Annotated in this window: 16 protein-coding genes and 2 pseudogenes; 9 read left to right on the top strand and 9 right to left on the bottom strand. The window is 43.3% G+C overall.

What is annotated here, in order from left to right:
• Window positions 1-106: 106 nt before the first annotated feature.
• A complete protein-coding gene (gene purT / locus AB8613_RS01665) occupies window positions 107-1,282 on the top strand; it encodes a formate-dependent phosphoribosylglycinamide formyltransferase (RefSeq protein ID WP_146491238.1) in 1,176 nt (391 codons plus the stop codon).
• A gap of 116 nt (window positions 1,283-1,398) precedes the next feature.
• Here the strand turns inward: purT and AB8613_RS01670 are convergent, their stop codons facing one another.
• On the bottom strand, window positions 1,399-2,052 hold the full coding sequence (locus AB8613_RS01670; protein WP_146491239.1) for a thiopurine S-methyltransferase: 654 nt from the start codon (window positions 2,050-2,052) through the stop codon (window positions 1,399-1,401).
• A gap of 323 nt (window positions 2,053-2,375) precedes the next feature.
• Between AB8613_RS01670 and AB8613_RS01675 the strand changes: the two genes are divergently transcribed.
• Window positions 2,376-3,152, top strand: a complete 777-nt coding sequence (locus AB8613_RS01675; RefSeq protein WP_055318633.1) for a RelA/SpoT domain-containing protein — start codon at window positions 2,376-2,378, stop codon at window positions 3,150-3,152.
• Between the two features lie 531 nt (window positions 3,153-3,683).
• On the top strand, window positions 3,684-4,139 hold the full coding sequence (locus AB8613_RS01680) for a hypothetical protein (protein WP_299137526.1): 456 nt from the start codon (window positions 3,684-3,686) through the stop codon (window positions 4,137-4,139).
• A 168-nt stretch (window positions 4,140-4,307) separates the two neighbouring features.
• Here AB8613_RS01680 and ihfA read toward each other — a convergent pair whose 3' ends face one another.
• Window positions 4,308-4,604: an integration host factor subunit alpha gene (gene ihfA, locus AB8613_RS01685; protein ID WP_004734853.1), complete on the bottom strand. Its 297-nt coding sequence runs from the start codon at window positions 4,602-4,604 to the stop codon at window positions 4,308-4,310.
• 523 nt (window positions 4,605-5,127) lie between these two features.
• Window positions 5,128-5,859 carry an SDR family oxidoreductase gene (locus AB8613_RS01690; RefSeq protein WP_274138056.1) on the bottom strand — a complete coding sequence of 244 codons (732 nt, stop codon included), beginning with the start codon at window positions 5,857-5,859 and terminating at the stop codon, window positions 5,128-5,130.
• A gap of 128 nt (window positions 5,860-5,987) precedes the next feature.
• On the opposite strand from AB8613_RS01690, the gene AB8613_RS01695 reads away from it, so the two are divergent.
• A complete protein-coding gene (locus tag AB8613_RS01695) occupies window positions 5,988-6,752 on the top strand; it encodes a helix-turn-helix transcriptional regulator (protein WP_327783932.1) in 765 nt (254 codons plus the stop codon).
• A gap of 42 nt (window positions 6,753-6,794) precedes the next feature.
• Here the strand turns inward: AB8613_RS01695 and AB8613_RS01700 are convergent, their stop codons facing one another.
• Entirely contained in the window at window positions 6,795-7,688 is an 894-nt protein-coding gene (locus AB8613_RS01700) for an EamA family transporter (RefSeq protein WP_239717910.1), read from the bottom strand.
• A 103-nt stretch (window positions 7,689-7,791) separates the two neighbouring features.
• Between AB8613_RS01700 and AB8613_RS01705 the strand changes: the two genes are divergently transcribed.
• Entirely contained in the window at window positions 7,792-9,174 is a 1,383-nt protein-coding gene (locus AB8613_RS01705; protein ID WP_372384313.1) for a PLP-dependent aminotransferase family protein, read from the top strand.
• Window positions 9,175-9,441: 267 nt separating this feature from the next.
• Window positions 9,442-10,623, top strand: coding sequence for an alpha-hydroxyketone-type quorum-sensing autoinducer synthase (gene cqsA, locus AB8613_RS01710; protein ID WP_372384314.1), 1,182 nt, complete (start codon window positions 9,442-9,444; stop codon window positions 10,621-10,623).
• 152 nt (window positions 10,624-10,775) lie between these two features.
• Here the strand turns inward: cqsA and AB8613_RS01715 are convergent, their stop codons facing one another.
• From AB8613_RS01715 to AB8613_RS01725, 3 genes are all read right to left on the bottom strand, one after another.
• Window positions 10,776-12,824 (bottom strand): response regulator, encoded by a 2,049-nt coding sequence (locus AB8613_RS01715; RefSeq protein ID WP_372384315.1) that lies wholly within the window; start codon window positions 12,822-12,824, stop codon window positions 10,776-10,778.
• Window positions 12,825-13,081: 257 nt separating this feature from the next.
• A complete protein-coding gene (locus AB8613_RS01720) occupies window positions 13,082-13,897 on the bottom strand; it encodes a TauD/TfdA dioxygenase family protein (RefSeq protein ID WP_372384316.1) in 816 nt (271 codons plus the stop codon).
• 464 nt (window positions 13,898-14,361) lie between these two features.
• Complete coding sequence (locus AB8613_RS01725) at window positions 14,362-15,954, bottom strand: S8 family peptidase (protein ID WP_372384317.1); 1,593 nt, start codon at window positions 15,952-15,954, stop codon at window positions 14,362-14,364.
• 475 nt (window positions 15,955-16,429) lie between these two features.
• On the opposite strand from AB8613_RS01725, the gene AB8613_RS01730 reads away from it, so the two are divergent.
• A complete protein-coding gene (locus tag AB8613_RS01730; RefSeq protein WP_372384843.1) occupies window positions 16,430-16,831 on the top strand; it encodes an ACT domain-containing protein in 402 nt (133 codons plus the stop codon).
• A 106-nt stretch (window positions 16,832-16,937) separates the two neighbouring features.
• Here the strand turns inward: AB8613_RS01730 and AB8613_RS01735 are convergent.
• Window positions 16,938-18,823: pseudogene (locus AB8613_RS01735) on the bottom strand (methyl-accepting chemotaxis protein).
• Window positions 18,824-19,412: 589 nt separating this feature from the next.
• Entirely contained in the window at window positions 19,413-19,874 is a 462-nt protein-coding gene (locus AB8613_RS01740) for a cytochrome c (RefSeq protein ID WP_146491252.1), read from the bottom strand.
• Between the two features lie 178 nt (window positions 19,875-20,052).
• Here AB8613_RS01740 and AB8613_RS01745 point away from each other — a divergent pair, with 178 nt between their 5' ends.
• Window positions 20,053-20,676, top strand: coding sequence for a cytochrome b/b6 domain-containing protein (locus AB8613_RS01745; RefSeq protein ID WP_146491253.1), 624 nt, complete (start codon window positions 20,053-20,055; stop codon window positions 20,674-20,676).
• Between the two features lie 38 nt (window positions 20,677-20,714).
• Window positions 20,715-21,073 (top strand): annotated as a pseudogene (locus tag AB8613_RS01750) (MarR family winged helix-turn-helix transcriptional regulator).
• Window positions 21,074-21,286 lie beyond the last annotated feature (213 nt).

Raw genomic sequence — 21,286 nt, forward strand, 5'->3', positions numbered from 1 at the left:
CCTTGCAATTAACGAAACAGCTCGCGCAAACGTTTGCTTTTATCGTTAAAATAAGTATGATCTCCCCGTTTTCAATCAATCGTTCAAAAGATCGGAAGGAATTTCTATGTTTGGTACTGCTACTCGTGAAAATGCTACTCGTGTACTTCTATTAGGTTCAGGTGAACTCGGCAAAGAAGTTGCTATCGAGTGCCAACGTTTAGGTTTGGAAGTTATTGCTTGTGACCGTTATGCAGACGCACCAGCGATGCAAGTTGCGCATCGTAGCCATGTATTAGACATGTTAGACGGCGATGCACTTCAAGCCATCATTGAACTAGAAAAGCCAGATTATGTGGTTCCTGAAATTGAAGCTATTGCCACCAGCAAATTGGTAGAGCTAGAAGCGCAAGGCTTGAATGTCGTTCCAACAGCTAACGCAACTAAGCTAACGATGAACCGAGAAGGTATCCGTCGCCTAGCCGCAGAAGAGCTAAAACTGAGCACTTCTCCTTACCGCTTTGCAGACACCTTTGAAGACTTCGCTGCCGCGGTTGAATTTGTCGGCATGCCTTGTGTTGTTAAACCAGTAATGAGTTCTTCAGGCAAAGGCCAGAGCGTTATCAAAACCGAAGAAGACATCCAAAAGTCGTGGGACTATGCACAAGAAGGCGGTCGCACTGGCGCTGGGCGTGTAATCGTTGAAGGCTTCATCGACTTTGATTACGAGATCACTCTTCTCACTGTTCGTGCAGTCGACGGTGTTCATTTCTGTGCACCTATCGGCCACCGCCAAGAAGACGGAGACTACCGCGAATCATGGCAGCCTCAGGTTATGTCAGACAACGCGCTTAAAGCCGCACAATACACGGCTGAACAAGTGGTTAATGCTCTAGGTGGTCATGGTATCTTTGGTGTTGAGTTGTTTGTTAAAGGCGACCATGTGATCTTCAACGAAGTATCCCCTCGCCCACACGATACTGGTTTAGTGACATTGATGTCTCAAGACTCATCGGAATTCGCACTGCACGTACGTGCCTTTACTGGTATGCCGATCAAATCAATCACGCAATACGGCCCTTGTGCATCAGCGGTTATTCTAGGCCAAGGCACTTCAACTAACATTCGTTTTGAAGGTCTTACAGAGGCGCTAGACGCACCACAAACGCAAATTCGCTTGTTTGGTAAGCCTGATATCGATGGTCGCCGCCGCCTAGGTGTGGCGCTTACTCGTCGCAACAGCACTGAGACAGCGATTGAAGATGCAATTGAGAGCGCGTCAAAAGTAAAAGTGATTTACTAACCTGCCATTCAATTCTGAACAATCACGAGTTCAAATCTGAACAATAAAAAAAGACGGGCTATCGAGCCCGTCTTTTTTATTGGTGTTATCTGTTGGCTTAACTAAGCAGACTGAACTTAAGCGTCTGACTCAATCAAATACACTTCTTCACAGAAGCGAGACAAACCTTTCTTAACAATCTTCGGATGTTCATCGTCCGCAATATCTTGATTCAACAATGTGATTTTGTACCCAGAGAACAACTGATCGATCTCTAGTTTAGGTACGCTAAACGGAGGCCCTGCCATCTCACTTTGGTCATAATCCAGAGTGACCAGAAGGATCTTTCCACCCGGTTTCAGCAGTTGTTTTAAACGCTCTACGTACTGCACTCGCATCTCTTCAGGCAGTGCGACCAAAGACGCGCGATCATAAATGGTATCAACAGGCTGGATAGGTGCAGTGAAGTAATCGCCTGTATAGATGTTCAGTTCATCAAATTGATACAGCTCGTGCTGACCGCTAATTTGAGTCACAGTCGGCGTGTAAAGGTGCTCTGCAAAAAATGCGCGAACCGCAATCTGGCTTAACTCGACACCTTGAACATCTTCATGCTTTGAAGCTAGCCAAATCAGATCTTCACTTTTGCCACAAAGTGGAACAAACACACTCTTCTCGTAGCTAGTCTCAGTCTTTTCCCAAAATTTAATCAGAAGTGGGTTTACATCTTCGAGGTGGAAACCAATTTGGTTGGCTGCCCATTTATTGTGCCAAAATTCAGGATTATTCATCTTTCGTTCATGTTAAACAGTCATAATGCAAGGGTACAGTATAGAGAGGTAAGAGCAACCTTAGCTTGGTTTAAAGTACCAAATTGGTTTCGGCAGAATCAGAAACTGGCTAAGTTCAAAGTTCTTAAAATTGCGGAACCAACACTTGAATTATTTGTCTATATGTTCACATTTTAAAGCAATATTAAACGTTAGAGTTGGTTTCTGCCTTAGCTAGCCCCATTTAATATGTAGTGAGTTTAGTTAAGCTGTTTTTACTCTTATGCGTTACTGGTTACCCCTTTTGACTACCCGTTTTTGTAACCTTGTATTTTGGAGTTTGAATGAGTGTATTTCTCCGTACGACGGCCCTAATGCTTCTAGTATTGAGCCGAGCGCCTGCATTCGCAGCAGCACCTGTTTCAACGAGTTCAACTGATCAATCGCGCACTCCAGCGCAAAACCAAGTTTCATCAAATGTATTCCGCCATAGCCTAAGCGGTCTATATGGCATTAAAGCCTTTGACTCACGTCCGACTCAGCCTTATACCGATTTCGACATCCTTTACAGCAAAGCTCACCAAGCACAAGCTGAGCTAGAAACTATCTGTAAAAGTACTGCCCTACTTACCAACTCAGAAGCCTTGTTCGCAGGTGTTAAATCTCAAGCTCGTGCAGAAGAGAAAATTGACCTTGAGCTTGATGGCGATGTAACAAGAATTACCGACCTAGCTCGTGCAACGATTATCGCAAACGACGTAGAGAGCTTGGTTGAAGTGTACGAATCACTAAGCCGTGAAGCGGACGTTGTGAAATTGAAAAACAAGTTTAAGTCACCTGCTGATTCTGGCTACCGTGACCTTAACCTGTTAGTTCGTTTGCCGAAAACCAACATCATTGCTGAAGTTCAACTTCACTTGAAAGCGATTGCTGATGTGAAAAGTGGCCCTGAGCACGAACTATATGAAATCATCCAAGGCATTGAGCGCCACGCAATTGCAGAAAAACGCCCAATCAACGACATCGAAGCAGCGCAAATCAATAGCCTAAGACGCCAATCTCTAGAGCTATACCAACAAGCATGGCAGCCGTACATTACTACGCACATTAAAGCGGCTTAACGCAAACAGCGTAATACCGATAGACACCAAAAGGGCTGCACCCGCAGCCCTTTTAGATTCTGTTTGATAAGCAAACCCTTCACTTGTAAGTCCCAACTCACCGTTTCAAACTATTGGTGGTAATACTCTTTAGAGCGGTTGTATAGAGCCGTTTCAAAATACGATCGAAGGCCATCGCAATGATTAAACTTGTAACCACACAATTGATTATTCAAATTAAACCGCTCTCACTACACTGACGCAACCACGTTCCCACGAACGATAACTATGGATAGCAACCCAACCGCGCCGAATGCAGGGCTTTTGTTAAGGGTGGGAGCTGACATAGGAATAGATAACAACGATTTGAAGAGATATATACATATCGTCCGGAATTGGCGCTTTTAGCGGACTAAATCTGCCCTTGGCAAATGCCTACCTAGCATACGTCTACTTTAATGGTAAATAAGAATGCATAATTCACAGTAATAAAACAGTGTTTTATTGGATATAGTTTGAGGAGTAGACAGAATTTACTAGTAGGAAATAAAAATGAACAGCATCAAAAAAATTGGCTTTACCGCAATCGCGCTTTCACTAATCACCCTGACTGGCTGTACTAGTTTAAAGGTAAAAACTGCGAACTGGTTAGTAAGCAAACCCATCGTCACCCATGCCGACCATGACCAACTTGCCGAAGCATCGAGTAAAATTAATGGCATCAGATATGAATCGATGACTACAACGATCGTGACTGAAAAAGCGGCAGCGAAGACCAACAGCGAACCAAGGGTCGATATACTAGCATCCGGACATGAGATACAAGGAACGCCTTGGACTGGTGAACAGCAAGTTTGTGCTATGTACAACAAGCGTATGCATGATTCAAAAACTGAAGGTTTGGACGACATTATTGAAAATGGCCTAGCTCTGAACTACATCATCGAATTAAACGCATTGGATGGTACAGAGTACACTTGCCGTGGGCATGTACCTGCGAAAGGTTAAAGATTAGATTCCCTGAAATGACTTAGAGATTTCTACTAAGACAGCAATACAGTTACAAGCTGTTTCGAAGTGTTCATAAGTAGGCTTTAGTGTGACTAATTTATTTCGACGTATACATCGATTCTTTTAGATACAAAAAGACCACGCTAGGCGTGGTCTATTGCTTGGCTACTTCTCGATTTTAATATTCTCGACACGGGCCTTTAGTTTTTGTCCCGGTCTAAAAGTAACAACACGTCGAGCAGAAATTGGAATGTCTTCACCAGTTTTCGGGTTACGACCAGGTCGCTCGTTTTTCTCGCGAAGATCAAAATTACCAAAACCAGACAGTTTTACCTGTTCGCCATTTTCAAGTGCCTTACGAACCTCTTCGAAAAACACTTCAACCGTTTCCTTGGCATCCCGCTTGCTGTATCCGAGTGTCTCAAACAGGTTCTCAGCCAAATCGGCCTTCGTGAGTGCCATAAAACTTTCCTCAAAGCTATGTTAAACATTGCTACCATCGCCAGTAGCGCCAAAGCATTTACCCTATTCAATCAATGAGATAAGGTCATTTACAAGGAAAGTGTATGCCAAGCTTCTGATTTTCGCCAACTTTTTTATCTGAACTATTGAATTATTCTTTCAAATCAGAAAGATAACTCGCTCCTAAATTCACACATATAGCTAAAAAACCTCTACTTCACAGCCATCAAACAGAGTTATATCCCAACAAAACCAGCTTAACCAATATTTAAAACTTTAGTTTTCTAAATATTAATTTCTGAGACTTTTCTCCGATACCCAATAAAATCAGCCACTTGATTTGATATCGAACTCAACAGAGGTTACTAAATAAGCGTTATTAAATATGAGATTCGTATCATTTCAGCATTTAATTCGAATTAGCCTGAATAAAACCTTACTGAGTTACGCTTCCCACGGAGTTACTTGTTTAGAAGTTAACATAATAAAGCTCACCTTTGCATAAACAACCTAGCCGATACAGCTAGTATTGAACATGGCTGGTCGATGCTCCATCTACGTACCAGTTTGCCCCAGAAACAAAACTCGCAGCAGGACTAGAAATAAAGGTCACCACGTTGGCTACTTCTTCAGGGGTAGCTAAGCGACCCATTGGATTTCTATCGATAACTTTCTGGAAAGTGTCCGGATCTTCACGCTTACACCGCCCCCATAAACCATCAGCAATATATGTGTCTCCAGGCGAAACAGTATTGACTCTCACCTTATGAACGTAGGTCAAAGACAAGGATTTCATATAATGGGCTAGCGCGGCCTTCCCTGCTCCATAAGCATTGGCGTTACAAACAGTATAGCCACTCGCTTTTGAGCCAATATAGGTTATTGCAGCACAACGCGATTCAAGTAACTTAGGTAAGACTAACGTGATGGCCTGCTGCGTAGCGGCAATATCTTTCAGTAGAACATCCTCCCACTCATCAGAAAGCGTACTGACATTAGGAACGAAGATATCGATATTAGGAATAGACCCAATCCAAGTTTTCATTTGCGCCAAATCATGAACATTGACTACTTTACCAACAACTTGCTTTGACGCTTTTCCAAGTTGTTTAAGCAGCTTATCTATCCGATGTTGAGAACGGCCACAGAACCAAACATTCGCCCCTTCGTTAGCAAAGCCTTCAACTATTTTCGCCCCAATTCCACTAGAACCTCCAGTGACAACAACATTGATATTCCCTAACCTTAAATTCATCGTAACCTCTCAAATAGTATTGACTACCGAAAGGAAGTATCAAAAAAGATCGCTTACATTTCAAAGATAATAATAAAAGTGACACTTTATGCTACCTTAGGTGTATGAAATAGCGATGGTATAGAGTAATGGACGCACTTGACGACGAAATTTGCACAACAATCAAACGCCATTTAAAAAAGGCGGGTATCTCTTATAAAGAAGTTTCAGAATTCACAGAAGTTTCCGAAATAAGCATTAAACGATTGCTGAACGGCCATCAATCGCTCTCTATTTTGAAGTTACAGAAGATATGTAAATTAATTCAGCTTCCTTTATCAGCCATTATCACAGAAGCAGAAGAAGCATTAGCTTCAGCTTCGGTGTCATTATTTACGGATGAGCAAGACACAGCCTTCTGTAAAGAGCCACCGTTGTTTACGATTTTCCACGAGATTGTCAATGAAGGAGCAAACGCCCAGCAGTTAATGGCCAGTTTTGACTTAAACGAGCCATCACTGTATATCTACCTAAGGAAACTTGAACAGTTAAAACTAATAACAATGTTATTAGGCTTAAAATTCCATGTCATTGTACCTGCCAATATAGCTTTCTCTGAACAAGCGCGATTTAGCGTCATGTTCAAAAACCAAGTCATAGATGCTCTAAAACAGGCCGTGCAATATATCGATGTAAGTAACAAACAAGCTTACTTTATTACGACCAAACTTAGGCTGACCGAAGGCGAATTTAAAGAATATAACACCAAGCTTGAGGAGTTAATGTTCGAAACCCTAAAGATCAGTCAGTCGCATAGCCGAATGACTGAAGGAGTCAACGACTATGCAGTTGTCGACATGGGCGCCAAAGGTATCTTCCACCCAAAACTCAAAGTACCAGTAAACTTAGTTTAGGTATGCCTTAACAGTGCCCATTGTTCTAACAACATTGTGCAATTACTGTTTTACGAGTTTAGTTGCCTTATCGGTTAGAGCCGCACTCGCAGGTTTCACTATCAAACCAATCCCGACAAGAAACAGTATTGATGCAACAACCTGAGCCACAGACAGCACCTCGTCATACATAAAGTAACCACTGATCAATGCGAAGATTGGCACGAGCAAGGTTAACGGTGCGGTAGTGCTTAAAGGGTATTGGATTAGTAATTTGTTCCAAACCCAATAACCAAACAGCGTAGTTGGGTAAGCCTGAAAAAGCACTGCAATCGTCGTGTTCGAATCCCATTGTTCTATGCCCTGCCAGATAATTTGGTCACCGTGTAACATGACGGCAAACAACACTAATGGAACTGGCGCAAACAACATTCCCCACACGTTAAACGCAAAAGCTTGAGTGGTTTTTGAAGCTTTAACAATTACACCCATCAGCGTCCAGCTACATGCCGCAATCATAATCAATATCACGCCGTTAAAGGTGACATTACCTGTTGCCGCTGATACCAATACTGCTAAGGCACACATGGCTAACATCGCTCCCATTAATTTGCGCATAGAAGCACTCTCCTTGAACACCCATACGCCAACTGCCATGCCGATTAATACGTTGGTTGACAGTAATACCGATGAAAGCCCAGAAGATAACCCAGCGGTGATCGACCATGAAGCCATACCCCAAATACCCACACCGAACACAAAGCCGTAACTGACTAAGTAACGCCAAGCGACATTCGGTCTTGCCACAAAAAATATCACCGGAATAACCGCTAACGAGAAACGCGCGGCGGTTGCCAACAACGGATGAACGTTGGTCACACCCATTTTTATCATCGAGAAATTGAATCCCCAAATTGCCATCACAAATACCGCTAACAACAAATCATTTCTTTTCATACTGACCCCTCCTTTGTTTTAAAAGAGTATCCCTTGAACAATAAAACCAGTACAGATACAATTTTTACAATAAAAACCAGTACAGTTAATAACGGTCGTGATAATGAGCATCTATAGAAAGCTAGCCAATCAGTTTATCGATGAGATAGAAACAGGTAAAAGACCGGAAGGCGGACGCATGCCTTCACTTCGTCAATTGGCTAAGCAGCAGGCCATCAGCATGTCGACCGTGGTGAGCTGTTACCAAGAATTAGAATCGCAGGGTTGGATACACTCGCGACCGCAAGCTGGGTATTTTGTCTCGCCTCACAAGCCTATTCATTCAACGCCTGAGTGGGCACAGTTTGAGAGTAAGGTTTCCAGAGTTAAAGAAACGTCATCGGCTCACAACTCAATCAATGGGCCTTTAGGGGTTTCGAGCACCACCAATGATGAACAATCGATTGTTGAGCTAGAACGCAGTTTCCGCCGTTCAATCAAACGGATGGGAAGCAGACTCAACCATTACCCAGATACACAAGGTGAGCCGATGTTGCGACAAGCATTATCCACTCACTTTGCCAAGCTCGATGTGCACTTTTCACCTGAAGAGATGGTGATCACGGCTGGTTGTATGTCGGCGATTAAGGCTGCACTTGAATCGTGTACCAAAGAAGGCGACACCATTGCGATTAGCTCACCTTGTTTCAACGGCATTCTGGAGTTGCTCGGAAAGATGTCACGCCAAATCATCGAGATCCCATCTCTCAATGACGGTGTCGACTTACAACAACTGGAAACTCATTTGAAGAACAAACGAGTGGACGCCGCGATCTTCTGTACCTCTCATATGAACCCTCAGGGGATCAATATGTCAGCTAATCAAAAACAAAAACTTGCCGAGTTAGCTAATGATTACCAAGTGCCGTTCATTGAGGATGATGTGTATCTAGAGCTCTCTTACACATCACACACACCACTGCCAGCGAAATACTATGATAAAGGCGGCTATGTACTGTGGTGCGGTTCGGTATCGAAAAGCCTATCACCGAGCTACCGTTTAGGTTGGTGTTTACCGGGAAGGTATATTAATGAATACAAAGCGCAGTTTTCTGCCGCGAGCTATGGCGTTGCCTTACCGACTCAACTCGCGGTTGCTGACTTTATCGAATCTGGCCAATACGCAAAACACGTTCGAAGAAGACGCTCTCAAATCCTTTCGTTGCGCCAGCAATACCTTAATTATTTAGCCCAACACCTCCCTCAAGACGTGAAGATAAGTAACCCACAAGGTGGCATGGTACTTTGGCTGCAAATCCCAAATTTGAACCAACCACTTTTCGCTCAAGCCGTAGCTGAACAGAATCTTGATATCAGGCTCGGACATCTCTTCAGCACGCTCGATCTCTACAGCAACTGCTTACGCATCAATATTGGGTATTCGTTAGACGGTGAAGCTAAGCAACAATTGGATGCTTTAATTGAGCTTATCCACATTCACAGCTAACAGACCGTAACTTTTCAGAATAGACTTTTCATAGCCATTCGAACGCCGAATTTCCATAGCCTTTTGTCATAAAAAAGAAGGCTATTATTCCTATCTTGATTCGGTTAAAGCCCCGAACCGTAAGGAAACCCACTTACCTCAAAACCCTTAAATGCTGAGTTTGCAAGCACCTACAAAAATATGCAACTTGGCTAATGACACATCACTTTTTATTGTCAATATACAGCCGTCAGCGCTGGCGTTTTCCTGTATTTGAAGAGAACTATTATGAGTGATAAAACAAAAAACAAACCACTACCTTCCTTTATCGAAGAGCGCTTGAACTTCTACATTCAAGACCTGATTACCCAGAACCAAAGCCAAAAGCACTTAGTATTGGGTAAACGCCCCCAGCGCAATGCCGTTGTGATGCAGAGCAATGATTACTTAGCCCTGTCACACAACAAACAGATCCAACACGCCCATCAAGCGGCGATCTGTGAGCACGATGACAATGTGGTGATGTCTGCCATTTTCTTACAAGATGATCAGTCTAAACCCGCATTTGAAACCAAACTCGCTAACTATGTCGGAATGGAGAGCTGTTTGCTTTCTCAATCAGGCTGGGCGGCCAATATTGGGTTACTTCAAACTATCTGTCCGCCAGATACGCCGGTGTATATCGACTTTTTTGCACACATGTCGCTATGGGAAGGTATTCGCGCTGCTGGTGCAACCGCCTATCCATTTATGCATAACAATATGAGTCACTTACGTAAGCAACTAGAACGTCATGGCTCTGGTGTGATTGTAGTCGACTCGGTCTACAGCACGATTGGCACCATTGCTCCGTTACGCGACATCTACGAAATGGCGCAAGAGTTTGATTGTGCCGTCATCGTTGATGAATCGCATTCACTGGGAACACATGGGGAAAATGGTGCAGGCTTAGTTCAAGCGTTAGGGCTCACCAACCAAGTCGACTTCATCACCGTTAGCTTGGCAAAAACCTTTGCTTATCGTGCAGGTGCAATCCTTGGCCCTAAACAACTATCTAGAACCTTGCCGTTTGTCGCATACCCTGCGATTTTTAGCTCAACCGTGTTGCCGCAAGAAGTGATTCGTTTAGAGAAAACCTTGGAGGTAATTAAAGGTGCAGAAGATAAACGAAAAGCATTATTTGAACGCGCTAAATCGCTCACCACAGGCCTCAAGCGGATTGGCTTTAACATCCGTAGCGAATCTCAAATCGTTGCGTTAGAGTGCGGCAATGAGAGAAATACAGAGCGAGTGCGCGACTTCCTTGAGCAGCGTGATGTGTTCGGTGCTGTGTTCTGCCGCCCCGCTACGGGCAAGAATAAGAACATCATCCGATTTTCAGTGAATGCCGACATGACACCACGAGACATTGACCATGTGCTCACGGTTTGTCACGAAGCGTACCATCATTCGGAATTAGAGTTCGTATAACTCTGTTCACACCCATTCTATAAACAACAAACGGCAGGACGGAATGGACGCTATCATGTCGCTAAACAAAAAGAGCCCAGCATTTTGCTGAGCTCTTTCTTGTGTTTGTGTTCGCTGACAAAATGGCCGTGCGCTTCAACCTATAGCATTCACTAAATCCAGTGAGCAATCTTATCGAACAGTCGGTTTTTATCTGCCGGTTTGACGATAAAGTCTGACATGCCTGACGATTCCATTTTCTCCAAAGTGACGGGGGAACTATCACCTGTGTGAGCAATGATTGGCACCGAAGAGTACGCTTTATTAGCACCTCGAATTCGGCGAGAAGCTTCCACACCATCCATGATGGGCATTTCGATATCCATGAGAATCAAGTCGATCTCGTCGCTATCCAACGCGTCTAATGCTTGTTGGCCATCTTCTTTCTGCACAACATCAAAACCCTGCTTTTCCAGTAACATCGCAGTAAAGCGGCGCAAAGATTCGTTGTCATCCACCACCATAATCGTCCGCTTATTCGCGGCCTCTAGCGGTTTTGTAGGCGCTGCTGGCATCACGTAATTGGAATCGAAAAGTAAGCGGTCGATGGTCGCTTTAGTATTCAGCAGCCAAACTTGCGTTTCCACCCAAATAGGCTCGAAAGAAACGTTACGTACACGCTTAATAGGATGATGCTCATACAAGTAGATGATTCGCGCTTCAGTGAACGAAAGCAGTGACTCAATCCTTTCTAGGCAACTGGCTCGTAAGTCCAAGCTCTCCATATCAACAAAAATCAGATCGAATTCGAACTGGTATTCCTTATTTTTTAGGGCGGATGCGACATCTAAGATGGCGAGGTCGAAGCCCATAAAACGCGATATCTCGGTCATTTTACTGGTCAGAATCTTCTGGTCGCTTACCATCAACACAGTCTTTAGCTTAGTGAGATCACTCTTAATCTCTTTCACTGTATTTGAAGCCAAAGATGGGAACGTCATCGTAAACTGAGTCCATTGTTCCACTTCCGACTGACATTTAATCTCACCACCAAACGAGCGCATGACCTTCTGACAAAATGGCAAACCTAAACCGTAATTTCCCGATTGGCCCGTGGTATAAAAATCTTGGAAAATGCGTCGAATCACATCACTTGAGATACCCGAACCGTTATCAGTAACCATAATTTGATTGGTCACTTCATCACTGCACATTGTGACATGAATATGAAAATCTTCGGGGCTGCGATGATGGAACGCGTTCTTAAACAAGTTATACATTACGTACTTCAGCAAGGTATCACTACCTAAGAACTCAAAGTTACTCTGTACGTCTAAAGATATCGCTAATTTATCTGTCGCGCGTTTGTAATTAAAGCTGCCTATCGAGTCCTCAACCACTGCTTGAGCTGAATGCTTCTTAAACGTAGAACGAGATACTCGGTTTTCATCGATTGAAGTCAGCAACAGATCAATCGTTTCGTTACCGGAGTGAATGATCTCCATCGCTTCATCACCCACTTCACGCAACTGTATAACTTCTTCACTGCTTAAAACATATTGCCCTTTGTGATCACCACTTTTAGGGTTCGGTAATATGGATTGCATAACATCAATAGAGGTCAGTAAACCACTTAGAGGGTTTCGCATCTCATGGGCAATGCCAGCCCCAAAAGATTTCGCCAATGATACCTTGTTCTCATGTTCCACCTGATTGCGGAAGTAGAACAAGTTGCCGAATAAGTAGATAAACAAAAAGATTGGCACGTGCGTCCAATCCATTGTGAGTTCGAGGTAGAAGCCTTGTGCAATCCAAGCGCACAAGGTCGCAATCCCAATACCGGCAAAGGTTTGTGCAAACATCACTCTGGTGACGTGCACCAATAAAATGTGGAGGAAAATGGCCGACATGAATGACATAACCCAAACGTTAGACCAATTATTCATTAGCAGCATGTAGAAAAAGAAACCTGGCAAACAGATAGTTACAGCGACTTGATAATAAGCCGGGAGGTACTTGCGCCATTCAAATGGGACACGATTGCGAAATATAATGCCAAAGAACAATACCGAGCAAAACAAGCGAAGCGCTAAGTTTTCGTAGGGTTGTGGAAACAAAAACTCCCACACAATGTAGTAAATTGGAAAGCCGACAAAGCCCATCCAACCCACGAGGGTTAGATTCGGTTCTGCGTATTGGTAAACTTTACGAATCGCGTTCATACGAAATACTTTGTTCTCTAAGCCCTGACGTTTATTAATTCTATGATTTAGTTTTTATACTTATATTTTGGCGCCAATTATATTACACATCACCTCCGAGCAGTGAGGTTTCAATCAAATATGTACCAACGCATTTGTTTTTATTTTTAAGCGTAGATAAATAATGCACCCTGCCGACACTTAAATTTAAGTACGAGAGTTTGGTTCAAGGGATGGGCATGCACGGTGTTCCTTTGATAACTGTGTTCAGCTTACCGTTATGTCACTGTTACTCGATGCATTTTCCGTGGTGTATCGCCGTAATCAATCACAGCATAATGTTGAGTGACTCTGTTGTCCCATATCGCCATTGAGCCCTTGTTCCATTTGAAACGCACTTGATATTCTGGTTGTCGTGCAATTTCAAACAGCTGGCTAAGTAGTGAATTACTATCTTCAAGTTTGAGTTCATTAATATAACGGGTAAATTGCTCGTTGATGTATAACGTCTCTTTGCCTGTTTCCGGATGAACTTGTACTAAGGGATGTACCACTGGCGGATTTTCTTGCGCGGTTTTCAGCAGTGACTTATGCCAATCTAACTCGATTTGATCCGATTCAATACCTTCAAACGCGACTAATGAATGCGTTGCCGATAAGCCTCTTAGCTTATCTTTCATGCTTTCATCTAATGAATCAAACACTGCGGTCATCGAACACCAAATCGTGTCGCCACCGACATCCGGTATATATTGAGCATGTAATAGAGAGGCTTTCGATGGCAATTTGCGCCAGGTTAAATCGGTATGCCAATAACTCTCCATTGGCGCATTGCCTCGAGTGGTTTCTATCACACTGACTTGCGGTACTTGTTCTACACGTGGGAAGAAAGGATGAGCGGGTTCAAGCTCACCAAAACGCTTTGCAAGCACCAAGTGTTGTTCCGGCGAAAGGCTTTGCTCATCTAGGAAAATGACTTGATAAGTAACAAGTGCCTTATACACATCATCAAGTTCGCTTTCACTGCAATCCGCTAGGTTTAATCCATGAATACGAGCGCCAATGTGAGGTGTAATGGGTTCAATTTTCAACATACTTTCGCTTATCGGTGAGGTGATATTAAGGAGGTTCATTTAGCTACTCGTTATTAAACCGGACAGAACCGGTTTTTATTTCCTTACTACTCAACATAAGATGAGGTTATTCGAAAAGCAAAAGAAAAGAGCCCCTACACTGGAGCTCTTTTTGTTTGTTGATACTTCCTGTATCCGTAGACAAGTCCAATCTGTAGTACTTTCACCGAAAGCCAGATCATCGATATCTCCAGTTGTGTATCACTAATAAATCTAGCATACAAACTTCAGGTTTTTCTGAGACGTAGTCGAAAGTTCGTTTAAGTAGCGTGAATTCCTGCTTATCAATCTAAGAAAACAACGTCATATCCTTTTGTTGCCTGCTACAAACCCAAAAAGCCCACAACGAGGTGGGCTTTGGCTATCTGGCTTCTAAACTTACCAAACTAGTGAGTAACTTTTGAAACCATCATTAAAACCTAAACTTAAAAGTTTGCTTGGAGCGTCAAACCACTGTAAGCCGAGTATGCATTCAACATAACGTGGTATCTGCCGCTTTGGGTGACATTCACCGTGCACGTCTCGCTGTTGCCCGATCGGTAAGGTCGGCAGTCCCACGTACTAAGCGTTGGTTTATCCCCGAAACGTAGATACAGATCCGCATCGCCTGTGCCACCAATGGTGACCACTGTCAGCTGTTGGCCCTGTTCTAAGTCTATGTAGAAGTAGTCCTTTTGTCCTCGGCTGCCACTCAGTCCATTAACCGGCACGCCAGAAACTAGTTTTCCATCTGGATCTGGTCCAGGTGTTGGACCACCGCAATCCGGTTCACAACCACTATCAGTCAAACTATACAGCAGTTTATTGGTGGTTCCTCTTGTGTCAGAAACCTTATTCTCCGAGGCTCTTGAGTTCAGTAACCCTGCAAGCTGAAGCGGTGTTAAGCCGTTGTTTTCTTGTAAATACAAGGCAGCAACGCCGGCAACATGTGGTGTCGCCATGGAAGTTCCGCTAATCGTTTTATAGCCGCCATCATACCAAGCAGACTTGATTTGAGATCCCGGTGCGAATAGATCAACACAGCTGCCCCAGTTCGAGAAACTTGAACGCGAATCAGAGCTGGTTGTTGAGCCCACCGTCACACCACTTGGTACACGAGCCGGCGATGAATTACACGCATCGGCATTTGAGTTACCCGCCGCCAACATAAAGCTCACTCCGGATTGAATTGCACCTTGTACCGCGCTATCCAATGCAGTTGAACGCCCGCCACCTAAACTCATATTGGCGACTGAAGGCCCTGATGCATTTTGCGCTACCCAATCCACACCAGATATCACGCCAGATGTAGTTCCTGAACCCGAACAGCTAAGTACTCTTACCCCAACAATGTTAACGTTTTTAGCCACACCGTACTGGCTGCCGCCAATCGTTCCTGCAACGTGGGTACCATGCCCATTACAGTCACTCGAATCAGCATCGTTATCTACGAAATCATAGCCAGAAACCGAGCGACCGCCGAATTCCTCATGATTATTATTAACGCCCGTATCAATCACGTAAGCCGTTACGCCAGAACCATCAAAATTGGCATTATAGTTTCGATCCAAAGGAAGACTTCTCTGGTCTATTCGGTCCAAACCCCAAATCGCGTTACTTTGGACGGCTTCATTTGAAACAACAGGATCGATACTGAGTATTTGGTCTTGTTCAATGTATTCAACGCGAGAGTCACGTCTGAGTTGCTTTAATTGAAGTGCGTCTAGATTTGCCACAAAGCCAATAATGGAACTATCAAAAACATCGTCTGTTTTGATTGAAAACGAATTGGCCATCTGACCCACCGTTTGTTGAGTGAACTGCTGTAATCCAACCGCATCATTCATTAGCATCTGCGGTTGTTTCAATACAACAATATAGCGATCGGTGATCGCATCATCTGATGAAGCCAACATCAGTGGAGCAATAGGTTGTTGTGAGTTTTCAGTCGAATTTAAAACCGAACCTTGAGCCAAACTTGATGCGAAATAAATACCAAATGTGGCTGTAATACAACAACTTAATACTTTCTTTAACATAGCTTGTTCCTTGATATTTTAGGTTTGTTGGTTGTTACCTACGACAAACACGAAAATGCAGACAGCTAGCGTTATACGCTCAATACGTGAAGCAACAGTGTTACAAATTCAACCTAAGACAGTACGAATGAGATTGCTTATTAATTTACATTCCTCACACTAAGAACTTCGAGTTGGAACAAACTATTTTGAAAAGCTTATGCAATCACATTTTATATAATTTGATCAAAAGCTCTAATTTTAACAAAAGTCGAATGGTTGGTTAAAAATGGTGTATGTAAGAGAAATGATCTTCTTTATTGACATATCACACACCAAAAATCCCGAAAAAACTAAAAAATGCAGCATCAAAATCACATACGATTAGTCGTACTTATAGTGAATAAATATTATTAATTGTACTCGCCGACAGCTTATCTCTATCTTGGCTACATTACCCAACACCCTAAACAAACGCGATTAAGCAGGGAAAATGATGACCGCCATTACCGATTTAGACATTCTGTTGAAGTCCATGTCACCTGAGCTCATTGAAGGTGATTATGTTTTTTGTACAGTAGAGGGAGGACTAGCCGACTATGTCCATCTCAATCCTATGGCGACCTTTCGAGAAAGAGAAGGGTTAACTTTGGTGCTGACAGAAAAAGTGGCGACTCAAGCGCAGTTAAGTTTCGACGGTGTGTTTAGCATGATCACTTTATCGGTACACTCGAGCCTAGAAGCCGTGGGGCTAACAGCCGCCTTTGCGACTAAACTAGGCTCGTACGGCATCAGTGCCAATGTGATTGCAGGTTATTATCACGATCATATCTTCGTCCAGAAGCACAAAGCTGATGCAGCAATAAGTGCGCTGAAAGAGTTCTCAGAAACAGATTGATAAAGAGTTCTATTACTAACAAATACAAAAAAAGCGACGTAATGTACGTCGCTTTGGCTTATTGCTTAACGCAAGCAGACTGATCAGGCATCAGTCCATTAGACGCTTAAGCAAGCTTAAAAGTAGCCACTTTGTCACTTAAACCAGCGGCTTGGCTTTTAAGTTCGTTTGACTCAGTTAAGCTGTCCTGTGCGCCCACAACCAAGTGGTCAGTGACATCTTTAATGGTCGTAATGTTTTGGGTAATTTCACCCGTCACGTGTGTTTGCTCTTCTGCTGCAGTCGCAATTTGAGTCGCCATGTCGCTAATCAAGGCAACAGACGTATTGATCTCTTCTAGCGCGAGAGAAGCTCGGTCTGCATCTTCTACAGAATGTAGTGCTAGCTTAGAGCTTGTTTCCATCAGTTCAACGGCTTGTGCTGTTGTGCGCTGTAGAACATCGATCGTTGCCTTGATCTCTTCCGTTGAAGAGTGAGTGCGTTGAGAAAGCACACGAACTTCATCAGCTACTACGGCAAAACCACGACCTTGTTCACCAGCACGAGCGGCTTCAATAGCGGCATTCAAAGCAAGCAAGTTCGTTTGCTCCGCAATGCCTTGAATAGTGGCTAATACGGTCGAGATTTCTTGAGCGTGTTTATTCAGATCGCTAATTACACTACCCGCTTCGTTCACTTCATTCGCTAGGTTGTTAATGGAACCTTTAGTGTCGACAACCAGTGCATGACCGCTGTTGGTGCTCGCCGCTGAGTCTTGCGCTGCTTTTGCCGTTTGCTCTGCATGCGATGCGATCTCTTGCGTTGCACTCGCCATTTCAGTGACTGCCGTTGCAACCATAGTGATTTCTTGCTGTTGGTGGTTAAGCTCATCCACAGAACGGTTCGCACGTTGAGCACTTTGCTCTGACTGGCTATTTAACTGCTCTGACTGCCCACGAATATGACCAATCAACAGCTGTAAGCTGCCCACAAAGGTATTAAAGTTATGAGCCAACTCGCCTACTTCGTCTTGATTTTCAACATGAATACGTTGAGTTAAATCACCACTACCGTTAGCGATTTGCGCCAGAGCTTGAGACACATGATTTAGTGGACGGAATAGAATGGTACAAAGTAAGTTAAATAGTACCGTACAAACCACAACCACTAGCAATGTCACCAACACTTGCCCGATAACAGCGTCAAAGAGTGGCGCCACTAAAGAGTCATGATTCACCACGCTAATCGTAATTAGATTGGTTCCATCAATTGCGCGCGCATATAGCACATAGTCGGTACCTTTCAACTCAATAGAGATGTCCTTACCGCTTACCAATGCCTTTTGCACATCTGAAAAATTCAAACCAAGTGAACTGATATCCTTGTTCAACAACTTAGTGTCAGCATGCGTGTAGACCGTACCTTTATTGGTCGCGATGAACATGTAACCTTCACCCGGAAGGATTACTTTTTCAAGGCTATTTAGAATGTCGGTAATTTCAACATCCGCGCCCAATACTACCTGTTGGCCATGCAGTTGCATTGCAGTGCCCAGAGACACTACATTCGCTCCCGTTGCCGCTGCAACCGTAGGGTTATCCATGAAAACCTTACTTGGATTGGCAACCGCATTGGTATACCAGCCCCACAAACGAGGATCATCATTGCCCGGCGGCAGTACTACTCCGTTCGCGTTCTTTTGCGAACCATCAGGAAATGCCAAGAAGACATTATCAAAAGAGGCAGAATCACGAACCTGTTTTAGGTGAGTCACCAAGCTTTCTTGCTTAGACTCATGCGACAAAGAGGTCAGCGCACGTTCTTTGGATAAGATCCAATCCGATACATATTGATTGTAAGAAGCCGATGCGCCCTCTAAACGCTGTTCAACTTCAATATCTAGTCGTTGCAATGAAGCACGAAAAGACAGTGCCTCAACCAAAATCCCCCCAGGATAATGGCCATACTGGCTGAAATCGCCAGCTTATTTTTAAGCGAGAGTTTCTTGAACATAGGAAACCTATAATTTGGAAATAAAAGTCCGTGGCAACAAGTTTGTTGCCAAAACGGCTTGCAAGCGCGATATATTTTACGCCTTAAAATAAATTAAGAAACCGGCTAACGAATTGAATTATTGATATATGTGAACGAGGGCACGTATAGGGGCACATTCATCGAGTAAATATCACCCCCCTCTACGCCAAATGAGATCAGGCAACCTTTTGGCTGCAGCACTTATTGATTGCGCTCTATTTTCTCGGCATGCTGTAAACCTCAAAATAAAAAGGACTAAACGTATGACGTTCAGTTCTTTTTATTTATCTCAAATCTAACTAAATAGAATCTTCACTTCCTCTCAAGTCAATATTTATACTCGAATACTTAGATTGCTGAAATTCTTTAAATTACTGGCCTATAAAAACAGATATTTTTAATGAGTGGACTATTGAACCATCGATTATTTATACAGCACGCTTTATATTTATCAGCCTGTTTTTTGGGGTGTTACCTACGAGAAAAGCCAATCGCTAATAAGGCTTAGACGAATAAATGTGTTTGGTTAGCTTAATTCGATTAAGTTAATTGAGCGGTTTAACCTGTGTTACCAACGTGAGCGGTATGAGCGATGACAGCTCTTGCAAGTATCTTGTGCTGCTTCTAATCCTGATTCCGCAAGCGATACATCACCTTGTTGACTGCCTTGGAAAAGCTCCTGAAACCCCTGGTCCATTTGTGTTAACAGACGATGGAATTTTTCAGGTTGCCTCCAAACACTCTCTTTTGCTTTACTCCCCTCGTGACTGCCTTCCGGAAATAACGTCAGCAATGATTGGCTGTGACTCGTTAGCTCTAAGCTCGTTTCTTCTAGTGTCTGCCAATTCGTATCATTGCCATCTAAAGTGTCGCTGGCTTTCTCTACTAAGGTTTCGATTTGCGTAAATGCGTGTTGACGCTGTTCAATTTGGTTTGAGTAATCGGGTAAATCATCGCCTTGTTCAGCGGTAGCATAGGTACTGAGTAGAACTGTTGTAGTACACAGTAGGCCCGTCATTATCTTGTTCATATCTCTCTCCGCTACGTTTAGCTTTTGTTGTCTAGTTTCAATAGTTCGTTTCTATGTAGTGTCTTGCTTTGATGAACCTAATTTACACAACAATAGTTGCACGTGCAACTATTGTTGTGTAAATTAGTGCAGGTCAAATTGATGCTAAGTAAATAAATACAACAGAGAGAATGACGTTATGAAAATTTGGGATCTATCAACTCGCCTATACCACTGGGCTCAAGCAGCGCTTTTCATCGGGTTAATGGCGTCTGGCATTTCAGGCAATGGTCCCCACGTTCAACTAGGGCTAGCACTGATTACCTTAATTATCTGGCGATTAATTTGGGGATGGGTTGGTAGCGAAACGAGCCGATTCAGACAATTTTTGCGATCCCCAAAATCAGTGGTTCGCTATTTACTAGGAAAAGAAAGTGCTAAACCTGGTCACAACCCTGCTGGGGGTTGGATGGTTGTGACGCTACTATCAGCTTTATTCTTTCAATGTGTTTCTGGCTTAGCCTTAGCTGGCCTTCTTGATCACTTACCCTATGCAAGTATCTGGTTGAATGATTCAGTTTTTACCTTGCTAGAAAACATCCACCTAGCCATGGTAAAAGTGCTCCCGGCTCTGGTTGCTATACACATCTTTGCCGTTCTATTCTACAAATTACGTTCAAAGCCATTAACTTGGGCAATGATCACTGGTTTTCAAACACGAATGCAATTTGATGGCCGCGTAGCATTTGTTTCGCAATGGCGAGCGTTGTCCGTACTTACTTTAGCTGCAATGCTTACCGTTACTCTGGTTGCATTAGCGTAAATAAAAATAGGTGTAATTTGGTACACCGGAATGAATCAATGACTAAAATACTTGATAGCGAGCACACCGCTTGTTGGTTGATCCATGTAATCGCAAACAGCACAGCAAAGAGATTTGACTTTGAGCTTAAAAAACATGGATTAACTGTCGCGCTTTGCCCCACCTTGATGTGTTTATGGGAACAGGAAGGAATAACTCAACGAGCAATAGCTCAGAAATCCAAGGTAGAAAACTCGACTACAACTCGAGCCTTGAATAAGCTCGAACGTCTTGGTTTGATTGAACGACGACCCGCCCAAAGTAGCCGTCGTTCTTTCAATATTTATTTAACATACTAGAGCCGGATGAACGAAAAGAGATGATCCATCTGCTTAAAAAAATAGTATCTCGAATATAGCGCAATTAACCAAAACGCTGCGACACCATGATATTAAGCTGCTAAGAGGCTGATAAATAGGACAAGTAAAGCCCTGAATCGAACGTGAAATAGGCTCATAGATGTCGTTGATGTCACATGTCGTTACACTGCATGATACCTTAAGGCTTTACATCTTGGGCGAGGTAAACAACAATCCCTGAGAATAAATCCATAACATAATGTATTTAGAAA

This window comes from Vibrio sp. BS-M-Sm-2 (assembly GCF_041504345.1).
In the GTDB taxonomy this organism is placed as follows: Bacteria; Pseudomonadota; Gammaproteobacteria; order Enterobacterales; family Vibrionaceae; genus Vibrio; species Vibrio satsumensis.

What these genes read in the sequence shown, in the direction of transcription:
- purT (WP_146491238.1), top strand. Translation starts at nt 107, where the DNA reads ATGTTTGGTACTGCTACTCGTGAAAATGCTACTCGTGTACTTCTATTA.
- AB8613_RS01670 (WP_146491239.1), bottom strand. Translation starts at nt 2,052, where the DNA reads ATGAATAATCCTGAATTTTGGCACAATAAATGGGCAGCCAACCAAATT.
- AB8613_RS01675 (WP_055318633.1), top strand. Translation starts at nt 2,376, where the DNA reads ATGAGTGTATTTCTCCGTACGACGGCCCTAATGCTTCTAGTATTGAGC.
- AB8613_RS01680 (WP_299137526.1), top strand. Translation starts at nt 3,684, where the DNA reads ATGAACAGCATCAAAAAAATTGGCTTTACCGCAATCGCGCTTTCACTA.
- ihfA (WP_004734853.1), bottom strand. Translation starts at nt 4,604, where the DNA reads ATGGCACTCACGAAGGCCGATTTGGCTGAGAACCTGTTTGAGACACTC.
- AB8613_RS01690 (WP_274138056.1), bottom strand. Translation starts at nt 5,859, where the DNA reads ATGAATTTAAGGTTAGGGAATATCAATGTTGTTGTCACTGGAGGTTCT.
- AB8613_RS01695 (WP_327783932.1), top strand. Translation starts at nt 5,988, where the DNA reads ATGGACGCACTTGACGACGAAATTTGCACAACAATCAAACGCCATTTA.
- AB8613_RS01700 (WP_239717910.1), bottom strand. Translation starts at nt 7,688, where the DNA reads ATGAAAAGAAATGATTTGTTGTTAGCGGTATTTGTGATGGCAATTTGG.
- AB8613_RS01705 (WP_372384313.1), top strand. Translation starts at nt 7,792, where the DNA reads ATGAGCATCTATAGAAAGCTAGCCAATCAGTTTATCGATGAGATAGAA.
- cqsA (WP_372384314.1), top strand. Translation starts at nt 9,442, where the DNA reads ATGAGTGATAAAACAAAAAACAAACCACTACCTTCCTTTATCGAAGAG.
- AB8613_RS01715 (WP_372384315.1), bottom strand. Translation starts at nt 12,824, where the DNA reads ATGAACGCGATTCGTAAAGTTTACCAATACGCAGAACCGAATCTAACC.
- AB8613_RS01720 (WP_372384316.1), bottom strand. Translation starts at nt 13,897, where the DNA reads ATGTTGAAAATTGAACCCATTACACCTCACATTGGCGCTCGTATTCAT.
- AB8613_RS01725 (WP_372384317.1), bottom strand. Translation starts at nt 15,954, where the DNA reads ATGTTAAAGAAAGTATTAAGTTGTTGTATTACAGCCACATTTGGTATT.
- AB8613_RS01730 (WP_372384843.1), top strand. Translation starts at nt 16,430, where the DNA reads ATGACCGCCATTACCGATTTAGACATTCTGTTGAAGTCCATGTCACCT.
- AB8613_RS01740 (WP_146491252.1), bottom strand. Translation starts at nt 19,874, where the DNA reads ATGAACAAGATAATGACGGGCCTACTGTGTACTACAACAGTTCTACTC.
- AB8613_RS01745 (WP_146491253.1), top strand. Translation starts at nt 20,053, where the DNA reads ATGAAAATTTGGGATCTATCAACTCGCCTATACCACTGGGCTCAAGCA.